Origin of the sequence: Bacillus sp. 2205SS5-2, from assembly GCF_037024155.1 — a bacterium.
Taxonomy (GTDB): domain Bacteria; phylum Bacillota; class Bacilli; order Bacillales; family Bacillaceae_K; genus Bacillus_CI.
In genome coordinates, this window is the sequence record NZ_JAYKTS010000028.1 from 46870 (window position 1) to 57365 (window position 10496).

General features: G+C 36.4%; 8 protein-coding genes and 2 pseudogenes. 5 read left to right on the top strand and 5 right to left on the bottom strand.

Annotated features, from left to right (window positions below):
* Positions 1-90 precede the first annotated feature (90 nt).
* The 4 genes and pseudogenes from U8D43_RS16535 to U8D43_RS16550 form a co-directional block, all read right to left on the bottom strand.
* A pseudogene (locus tag U8D43_RS16535) lies at positions 91-1066 on the bottom strand (IS1380 family transposase); the annotation flags it as partial.
* Positions 1067-2127: 1061 nt separating this feature from the next.
* Positions 2128-2760, bottom strand: a complete 633-nt coding sequence (locus tag U8D43_RS16540) for a BMQ_0737 family morphogenetic spore coat protein (protein ID WP_335872294.1) — start codon at positions 2758-2760, stop codon at positions 2128-2130.
* Positions 2761-3240: 480 nt separating this feature from the next.
* Positions 3241-3446 (bottom strand): annotated as a pseudogene (locus tag U8D43_RS16545) (IS1595 family transposase); the annotation flags it as partial.
* Between the two features lie 126 nt (positions 3447-3572).
* Positions 3573-4223 (bottom strand): BMQ_0737 family morphogenetic spore coat protein, encoded by a 651-nt coding sequence (locus U8D43_RS16550; RefSeq protein ID WP_335872295.1) that lies wholly within the window; start codon positions 4221-4223, stop codon positions 3573-3575.
* A gap of 268 nt (positions 4224-4491) precedes the next feature.
* Here U8D43_RS16550 and U8D43_RS16555 point away from each other — a divergent pair, with 268 nt between their 5' ends.
* The 4 genes from U8D43_RS16555 to U8D43_RS16570 all read left to right on the top strand — a co-directional run bounded on the left by U8D43_RS16555 (position 4492) and on the right by U8D43_RS16570 (position 8828).
* Entirely contained in the window at positions 4492-5538 is a 1047-nt protein-coding gene (locus tag U8D43_RS16555; RefSeq protein ID WP_335872296.1) for a hypothetical protein, read from the top strand.
* A gap of 1306 nt (positions 5539-6844) precedes the next feature.
* Complete coding sequence (locus U8D43_RS16560) at positions 6845-7228, top strand: GntR family transcriptional regulator (RefSeq protein ID WP_335872297.1); 384 nt, start codon at positions 6845-6847, stop codon at positions 7226-7228.
* Between the two features lie 3 nt (positions 7229-7231).
* A complete protein-coding gene (locus U8D43_RS16565) occupies positions 7232-8332 on the top strand; it encodes a DUF1648 domain-containing protein (RefSeq protein WP_335872298.1) in 1101 nt (366 codons plus the stop codon).
* A gap of 247 nt (positions 8333-8579) precedes the next feature.
* Positions 8580-8828, top strand: a complete 249-nt coding sequence (locus U8D43_RS16570) for a hypothetical protein (protein ID WP_335872299.1) — start codon at positions 8580-8582, stop codon at positions 8826-8828.
* 12 nt (positions 8829-8840) lie between these two features.
* Here the strand turns inward: U8D43_RS16570 and U8D43_RS16575 are convergent, their stop codons facing one another.
* Positions 8841-9713 carry a recombinase family protein gene (locus U8D43_RS16575; RefSeq protein WP_335872300.1) on the bottom strand — a complete coding sequence of 291 codons (873 nt, stop codon included), beginning with the start codon at positions 9711-9713 and terminating at the stop codon, positions 8841-8843.
* A 239-nt stretch (positions 9714-9952) separates the two neighbouring features.
* Between U8D43_RS16575 and U8D43_RS16580 the strand changes: the two genes are divergently transcribed.
* Entirely contained in the window at positions 9953-10357 is a 405-nt protein-coding gene (locus tag U8D43_RS16580; protein WP_335872301.1) for a hypothetical protein, read from the top strand.
* Positions 10358-10496: the final 139 nt, after the last annotated feature.

The following is a 10496-nucleotide window of genomic DNA, read 5'->3' on the forward strand; positions in this document are numbered from 1 at the left end:
AACGCCAAGGTCGGGACATACTCAACACGCTTTTTCTTAGGCAAAAGATGCATTAAGCTGAGTTTAGATTACGTTTGGATGTTTTTTATCGGATATCCTTGGGTGAGAAGGCAGCTACTAGATTGGTCACAATGAAGGAATGATTAAAAAACAGTTCACCTTTAGGACGAACGGATTTTATGATTACTTTTCTAGGTTTTGTCCAAGATGCTGCCTGATACATCGTTTCTTCATAAAAACATTCCGTCTCCATTGCATTAGAAGGGCTTGTAGATGGGTGGAGTTCATTGGCTATTTTTTGTAGGTTTGCATTAGATTTGAGTCGAATTACGTAGAAAACGGATTCTTTTTCGCACAACTCATACAGGGCTGGAACCGCAAATCCACTATCCCCACGAAGAAATGGTGTCGTCTCTGGGAACTTTTCGTTGTAATGTTCAATAAGAGGTTGGATAAATTCCACAACTCCATTAGAAGTATAAACATTACCTGGTCTTAGCTTGGCTTTCAAAAAATCGCCAGTACCCCCATCAAAAGCGACTAATGGATGGAAACCAATCGTCCCATAGTGAGCATTGTAAGCTGAAGACTCTTGATTTCCATAGGTATCGGAATGAGTAGAATCCAAATCAATTAGGAGTGATTTGGACTCTCGGAATCGATGAATTTTGTCAAGAAGCTCTTGGTTCTCTTGATTTAATTGTTCGGTGGATTTGGCATCAAAACGCCTGAAAAAACGAGACAAGCTAGGTTGAGAAGCCAAAGCATCTGTACCAATGATTTGTGTAAAAACAGGATCGGTCGTCAAGTGATCCGCAGCGTCATCTTGAAAATATCCTGCGATCAATTGATACATCTTTTGACGAAGCAACTGTTCATTCGAATGGACATAGTATCTTCTGTTGTCCTTTAGTTTTAGATGGTGAGCCACTGTTTTGGAGAAGCCTATTTTTTCATCAAATTCTCTTATAAGAAGTTCACCAGTGTCCGAGGAAAGAGAACCTCCTTGATCAGAGAGTTTAATCCGAGGGTTGAAATTAAGCGATATTTGGGGTAAAGTAGCCATGAAAAGAATCCTTTCTGTTGGTTATTTGGTCGTACTTATACCCTATCAGAAACGGATTCTTTTTTCATTTATTTCATGCATGTATGATCTAAAAGAAAGCCTGTTAGATATGCGTTTGTAGCTATTATTAAAAATTCTATGAATAATTCAGGTTTAAATTTAAGAATCAAGGTGCCATGAATAATTTGATCAAAAATGGTGTATTTAGAGAAATTCATTGATCCTTATCATGTCTGGGACAAAGTTCCTGTCCCATATGGTGGAGAGAACGAGGAAAGTCATGGTATGAAAAATCGGAATAGCATTTTTTCATCAGAAGTGTAAAAAGGAAACAAGCAAAAAGTGTAAATCAGACTCGTCGACACATGGTCCTCCTTTCTGCTGGAAATGAACATACAAATAAACCCGTCAAGCCAATTAATCTGACTCAACAGGTTATTACAATTTATTTTGCTTCAGCTAGTTCTATTTATTCTTTTCAAAACACCAAGCATCTCGATACATAGCGACAATATCATTCTTAACTGTCCAGCCTAGTTCTCGTTCAGCTTTAAAAGCACCATCCTAGCAAAAGGCTCTTTTCGTATACTTTGTAGCTATTTCATCTGATTTTTGAGTAAATCCTCCATTTCAATGTTGAGTTACATCAAAAATTATAAATAGAAATGAGTATCCCTTTTACTCAGAATGACTTTTTCAATTACAGAATTTTAAATTAAAAATCAGACTAAAACCACTGTTTTTTGGATAGTTTTTTTAAGCTAAGTCACCAGCAAATGAGTAACGTTTACCGATTCTGAGTTAGTGGAATAATCATTTAAATTAATACCAAAAGCCACAATCATTGCGAAAACAGCCTAACAAAATGAAATATCCCCTGTTTCGCGATCCACTATTTTCTAAGGAACTATAATCCCATTTGCTTCTTCCAATGCTTTTACTAATTCCACAACGCTGGTACCTTGACCAGTTTCGGAATTAATTATAAATATTTGGTGGGAAGAGGAACCTGTCCCTCTGTCCCACCACCTCCCTGGTACTTCCCCTGGTACTTATAAACTTCAGTGCCGATTAACTGGGAATAGGCTTGGACATTGCGCCGGTACAAATGGTGTTGGACAATCAATTGGGAGTGGCTCTCTTGGAGTACAGAAAGCAGCTTCTAATTCAAGAATTACCGGAAAAGTTGCGGTAATACTTTGACAGATACGAAATTTTACTGAGAAGTCTAAGATTAAGTTGTTTCCACCATCTACACAGAATGAGTACCCAGTAATAATACAATCCACATCGGTTTCTGTAGCTTTAATCGTTGTTCCTTCTGGAGCGCAGAGGATCACTTCTTCAAAGCCTACGAACTGAAAACCTGTAAGGGTAGAAGTTTCACCACTATCTAAAGTCATCGTTGGGCTATACGTAATCACTTTTTTCAACAACACTTTTTGTAAGGTTATCGGTTCTCCGTCAATAATTAAGTCAACGTCTTCTCTTGAATCCGGAACTTCAGTAATCTCTACATCCGTTACCATACAGGTTACGGATGCAATATCGTCACAAGCAACGTTAATACCAAAAGAAAAGGACACATCGCTGATTGACGTTTTAAAAATCGACTCCTCTAAAAGCCAATCGTATACCTTCTCTGCCTCAAAACACAGCAATTCTTTATCACTTGATCCCTTATTTGTTTGCATAGATGCAAACACCTCCATAAATTTATTTTATTCTCTATTAATCTATGCTTTCAATAACAGAGTGTATAGGCAATTGTACATAGATTATAAAATTGGGTGAAATTAGGAATTTTTTTGTTTTACTCCTCTAAATCCTATAGATTTTTTTACATTAGACAGAACCCCCTTAGAATAGGTTGGTATTTCAAAAAGTCTATCATTCTATATAACTAATTCACAGGGAAGATTACTAGTGAAAAAGACTTATATTGAAATGATAATAATTTTTAATTCTCGTTTGGAAATATTCTGATACAACCACTTCAGTAAGACAATCCCTTTAAGTGCTGAAAGGAACGGATTTTAAACGCGAATCTTGGACGTTTTAAAGTGGACATGAACAGTAAGATATCGCGTAATCCTAAGCTGGAAGTGGTAGGCACTGTATTTTAAGTCCTTTTTTGCTGACTTGTTCCCACAAAAAACGCAGACTTATTTATTGCTGATGCCTCTCTTTTTGGAAGAGCTACTTCGTTTCCATAGCGTTAGCCCCTCCAATTTACGCTTTCCATGTTCGAAGTATATGGAGTACCACTCATCCATCTCAACGATACCTTGAAACTTCTCGAAATCCATATCTTTTAAAGACGAGAGGTGTAGAACAGAGTGACAAAGTGAACATCAAGCAGTACTGAAGTTTTATGAAGAAACGACAAAATCAAATTGAGGGGTATGATAATCAGTGAGTTAGCAAGGACTATCTAACTATTCAGTTCACTTCCATCAGAAAAAGCACCAGATGTTCCGTCACCTGGTACTTCATCTTATGATGGTCAGTGAGAACTTGTGTGCCGATCAACGGGGAAAAGACTTGGACATTGTGCCGGTACAAATGGGGTTGGGCAATCAATTGCTAGTGGCTCCCTTGGAGTACAGAAACCTGCTTTTAATTCAAGAATTACAGGAAAAGTTGCAGTAATACTTTGACAGATAAGAAACTTTACTGAGAAATTTAATGATAATTCTGTTCCACCATCTATAACTTGACAAAAAGAGTATCCAGTAACTATACAATTCAATTCGGTTTCTGAAGCATTAATTGTTGTTCCTTCTGGCGCGCAGAGCACCACTTCTTCAAAGGCTACGAACTGAAAACCTGCATTGGTAACAGTATTACCATTTTCCAAAGTCAAGGTTGGGCTATACGTAATCACTTTTTTCAATAAAATTTTTTGTAAGGTAATCGGTTCCCCGTCAATAATTAACTGTACGTCTTCTCTTGAATCCGGAACTTCAGTAATCTCTAAAGCGGTTATCGTACAGGTTACTGATGCTATTTGGTCACAAGAAACGCCAGTACCAAAATCAAAGTTCACATTATTTATTGAAGTTTTAAAAATCGATTCCTCTATAATCCAATCGTATACCTTCTCTGCCTCAATACACAGTAATTCTTGATTATTTGGTGATTTATTTTTTGTCATAAATTCTAACACCTCCCTAAAGTTTTATTGTTCTTTATTAAACTATGTATCCATATATAGAATGTATAGACAATTGACCACCGAATATGAAATTGGGTAAACCTATTTTTTGTTTTTCTCTAGATATTTTAAGATCTTTCTACTTTATATAAATTTCCCGATTATGTGTCAGGGAATAAATCGACTTATATTTCTTTTGTAACGAGATGAAACAAACATAATATTATAATAAAGAAAGGATTCGGTGATTAGAAAGGAGCAAAATTAGATGAAAGACGAGATGGAATCTGCGAAAAGCAAGCTCGAATGGTACAAAAAACAATTAGAATCCATTCGATCAGGTCATGTTTTAGAGGATTACCTATCGACAAAAAAACAGAATGAAATCTATACTTCACAAGTGAACGAGTTAGTAGAGGAAATGAAACAATTGAAGGGAAATCTGCAAGAACTTTATTTGGTTCAACAGCAGCAGTTAGAAAGTGTCGTATCCGAAATTGTCGAATGGAAAACGACAATGAAAGGGTCCCAACAGAAAATTCTCCAGTTTGTTAAAGAAGTAAATGGGGTTGAGTGGGAAAAATTAAATGAGAACATGAAAACTCTTATTGATCAACAAATGAACAAGCAAGTAGCAGAACATAGTTTAGAAACTGAGAGCTTGAAAGAAGAAATCTCTCACCTGAAAAAAAAATTATCGGAAAACCCACCTGAAATTAATCAAAAAACAAAAAATAATTCGCAACCATCAAGTTTTCGGCAACTTCAAAACTTACTTTCTTCTTCCTCTAATGTAGTAAATGAAACAAGTACGCAACAGAAACCTTCGACCATAAATGGTACTCTTGGTCTATCCTCAACTTCTGTTCCTACATTTAACCAGGGTAAAAGACAACCGAAACCAATGGGTTCCAATTCAATGAACCAACAGGGGCGAAGTAGTCATCCTCAAATTAGGAACGAAGAAACAGTTCATCAACAAAAAAAAAAGATAAATAGTTCCAAAAATGGTGCACAAACTTTGGTTCCGTTAACTAAAACAAACCAATCTTCCTCTACTATAATTAAAAACGAATTCGATAATAAATCAACCAGTTCAAAAGAGGCTTCTTCTCCTATCGATAATGTGATTAAAGAGTATATAGAATGTTTTCATCAAAATAAAGGGATTCTACAGCGGGTGCCCACGTATTCCGAGTTGGACCTTCAAACCTATCTAAACCAACAGAAAATGCACCAGCAAGACAATGATGTTACAAACGGCTCTATTAAAAAAAGTGTATATTCTTTATTTAAGAATTATATAAACCCTTAGTAACCATAGGGACGCTTCTTCCGGTAACCATAGGGACGCTTCTTCCGGTATGTAATCGCTTTTTATTTGTTAGAAAAAATATTAAAGGTTAGTTTTATGAGGTGGGCAAAGAGGCGATGTCCCTTGTCCCACTAAATCTCGTCACACTGTTCACCCTTCTTGTCAGTAACTTTCCTGTTTTGATCTAGATTTCTCATCAAGGATATCGTATTCCATAATGAATCTTCTGTATGTGCACTTACTCTTTTTATATCCGCTATCGTATTCACAAAGAGGATGGTTTTGGTTTAGAGAAGATCGCTCCCTTACTTTTTAATGGTAATTTGGTCGATCATTCCATTTGCGATTGTTTACAAAGAACTAAGAAGTCAAAATGTCCGAAAATTAATAGAGCCACAACTCAGTAATCTTGAGTAGTGGCTTTTTCTATGAGTTGTCAGCGACAAACTACCTGTATCCTATCTCCGCATATTAATAGGAGCCAGAGGAACTGTCCCCCTGGTACTTAAACTTATTTATCACGGAAGCTTAGAACGTAAGCAATTAGCCTTAACATTTGATGCAGAAGCATTAAATTCAGTAGGGACCACGGGATTTCCTTACAGTCTACAATGGACCATAGATACGTTGTATTGGAAACAACCTGGAGTAGAGTTTATCGTTTTTCGAACTTTAAATAGGCAAGTAATGGAGATATAGTGTTATTGCATGTTGGAGAAATTCATACACCCGAAGCAGTAGATCAAGCCATTCCTATCTTACAAGAAGGCTCTTTTCGTATACTTTGTTGTTCTTGATACAAAGAAAAAACAGGCAGTTGTTTTTATTCGATTGATTACTTCCTTTTTATCTAGAAATGAAGAATTTTTCATTAGGAAAAGAGCACGAAGTCATACAAGTCAAGGGATTCCTTCTTATTCGAAAAGCCACAATCTTTGCGAAAACAGCCTACAAGAAAGATGATTTGAGCTTGTAACTATGAGTGAAAAACTAGAATAAATATGGACGGTTCATCTGCTTCCAAAGCAAGAGAATCATCTCTTTTGTGGGAAAGAGTGACAGTACCTCGTACCATTTAAAAGCAAAAAAGGTCATTGAACCTGTCCTTTGGTCCCACTTTCAAAGGGAGACATTAATGTCAGGCTAAATAAGCTGATTTTTCTAACATGATTACTTTTCCACTGGTCTTGGGGGGTTCTCACGCTTCTGAAGCAAGAGAATCGTCTCCATTTAGTAGCTTGTTTTGTTATATACAAAATAGAACAATTTTGTTATACTAAACATATAACAACCAGGAGGTGAAGCTTTGTTTATCCAAATTGAACCTCAATCTGATGTACCCATTTATGCTCAAGTTCAGAATGGCATTATGGAAGGAATTGTTCGTGGAGAATTGAAGCCTGGAGATACTCTTCCTTCCGTTCGGGCTCTTGCGGGGGATCTCGGTGTGAACATGCACACGGTAAATAAGAGCTATCATGAATTGGAAAACAAAGGCGTTATCAAGATTGTTCCTAAATCAGGAGCCATCATTTCCTCATCGTATGAAGAAGGTGTTACTGGGGAAAGAATTGAACAGCTTTCACAGAACTTAAGACCACTTCTCGCAGAATCCCTCGCTTACGGATTGGATGAGAAGCAGATTCAGGATTTAGTCAGTTCCATCATTAAAAAGGTCAAGGGGGAATAATCTATGGAATTAGCACTTTTAGTGATCACAATCGGATTTTTGATGATGATACAAATCGCGGTTCCCTTTATCGTGAAACGAACGGTGGTGTTTGGTGTCACGGTCCCCATAGAACAGGTAAAAAACAAGCAACTATTGGGATATAAAAAAAGGTATGCCCTTCTTACGTTTTTCTTCTCACTAGCTGCACTGCTTCTGTTCTTTATTTGGTCCGTAGGTACACCTCAAGAAAACCATCTATTTTTGGCTGGATTGTACCTTCCATTTGTCATTCTTTTTGTATCCTTATCGCTTTATTTTTACTTCCATGCAAAAGTGACCAAACTCAAACAACAGCAAGAATGGTTTAAAAATCGCAAACAGGTGAACATTTCTGAATTAAACATACGTTCAAAGGATGAAATGCTTCCGTGGATGTTTTTTACGATTCCCTTGCTTATTTCCATTAGCTTAATCATTTTTACCCTTGTGAACTATAACCAGTTCCCTAACCAGATCCCAACTCACTGGGGACCTGATGGAAAGCCTGATGCCTATACAACGAAAAGCTATCTTTCCATACTGACCCTGCCGTTGATTCTTTTAGTGTTGCAAGGAATGTTTATTGGAGTCATAGAGATGACAAGAAAATCAGGAATTAATCTTAGTGCTGGAAATGTAAAAGCTTCTCGTATTCGTCAATTGCGATTACGCAAATACACGAGCTGGTTTTTATTCGTTGTTTCTATTCTTCTAACTATGCTGTTTTCGTTCCTGCAATTCACAACCCTTTATGAGAATGTGGTTAGCGACTTATTGATTCTTCTCATGCCTCTTACATTCTCTGTCTTGCTTTTCATTGGAGCAATTATTTTAGCTGTAAAGGTAGGAAAAGTAGATTCAGACTTTGATATGGAGATCATTGAGGATGAAAATGGAGAGATAACGAATGTGGATGAGGATCAATATTGGAAAGGCGGACTCATCTACTACAACCGAAATGATCCTTCCATCTTTGTAGAGAAACGTTTTGGCGTTGGATGGACGTTGAATTTTGCACGACCTATCGGGTATCTGATTCTATTTGGTCCACTCCTCGTGATTCTTCTGATTACTTTTTTATAAAAGGCTCTGTTAAAGTTTAATGTTGATATTTATAGAGAAAACAGGTCTTCCAATTATTTGGAAGACCTGTTCAGCATTATTGTCTTCTTAAACTAACGCACCCGTGCATCATAAGAAACCTATAAATAACCTTTCATCCTAATTACTTTTCCATCTACTTCTGTACCGACTTCTTCCATTCCGATTGGAGTACCAGGGGGACAGTCCCTCTGGTACTCCCTCTGGTACTCAGAAAGAAGTTATTTCAGTGGAGAATGAATCTATTAAAATTGATAAATCAGCTTTTGTAGAAGTTATTAAAGAAAACCACTTAAGCCAGAAGACTTTATCTGTGGCAGCTGTTGAAGCATATGATGCATTCGATAATTATAATTTTCATGATCCTTCTTCTGGGGTGTTTACTGCTCAAATATTAAGTGAATCTCCTCATAGGCCTAGTGACAGGGTAGCTGCTCTAGTCCGTAGGATTAATTCCAAAAAAAGTAATTTCATTTAATTAACCTTCAACTTACCATGAGAGTCCTAATTCATCGAAAAAAACGTCTGCTTCAATAAAACAATTCCTCATATCAGCTTCATTATCCAATTCACTGAGAATGTCATACACTGTCTTTTCTAAGACATTGATAGTTTTAAAAGGGACATAGATGATATACTCGTTAGCTATGATCTCCATTTTGTAATTAGCTTTTAGAAACTGCTCTATACTTTCTATTGCTTTCACTTTTCCACGTACAAATTTACTGTTATTTTCTATTCGTAGCCACATTCTTATTTTTGCAGTGCTTCCTAGTTGAATCTGAGTTTGTTTACTTTTGCTTTCTTGTGCTGCACGTATGTAACGATACAATGTTGCTTGACTTATTCCGGTCATTTCCACAATATCGCTAATACTATATTCTCTAGAGTGATATAGATTTAGAGCTTTATTTATCTGTTTTTCTTTCACTTTGGGACGGCCACCATTTCTTCCCCTGGCTCTCGCACTCTCTAACCCCTCTTTTGTTCGTTGAGCAATTAAATCTCTTTCGAATTGGCTGAATGCCTGAAAGACAGTAAGCATGAGCTTACCTTGCGGTGTATTCGTATCAAAATTCTCTTTTACACTAATCAATTTGACAATTTTGCTTTCAAAGTATTCTACTAACTCGATCAAATCTTTTGTGCTTCGACCCAATCTTGAAAAACTATCTACAACGATCGTATCTCCAGGACTAACTTTATCCTTTAATCGAATAAGTTCTGGTCGGTCTTTTTTTATGCCAGATATTTTTTCTGTTAAAACCTCAATGCAATTATAGTTACTCAACAAATCTAGCTGCCTAACTAAATCTTGTTGTGTAGTACTTACCCTTGCATATCCATAAGTATAATGATTCATTTCATCCCTCCATTATTAAAATAACTATCATAAAGGGTAGTTATTGTTAATTTGTTTTTGATAATAGTTTTAATAACGGTTAATTAATGATTTACCATTTATTATAATGGCAAAGATTATCCTACCAAAAACCATCGTTTTTGATAGGATAGCAAATATAAAATGTTAATTATTTACAAACTAAGTATTTATGGTTATATTTGTAAAGTATATGAAAATATTAGTCTAGGAGGAAGAAAATGAAAAAATGTCTATTGTCACTTTTAGCCGTTGTTTTAGTCGTCTCAACGATCGCTCCAACTTTTGGTTTTGCTGCTGAAGATGTAACAGATGAAGTGGTAGTTGAGGGAGAAGAATTTCAAGTATCCGAAGGAAATGACAGCAATGAAATTTCTGATGATCAAGAATTAGAAATTCTATTCTCAGATATGGATGCCTTAATGGCTCAAACTAATGCACTTGTCATTAAAGAAACACCTTCAAGCAAACCAACAGGTGAGCAGAGAGTAGGTGGCACTAAGGCGGTAAAAGCCGCAGTTAAAGGTGTTTTAAATAATAAAAGCAGAATGTTTAATCTCGTTGAGGATGTAGCAGGAAAAAGAAACAGAGCATCGATAGAAAAAAGATTCAATAAATATAAATGAGTATGCCGTTAGCTCAGAAAGACTCACTGTTTCAGTTGATATAAGATTCTCTTCCTGACTTACAATATCGTTGAACTTTCAATTTCAAACTAGGTTATAGCTTTCCGCGGGGCGGGCGGTGAGCCTCCATGGAAGGTTC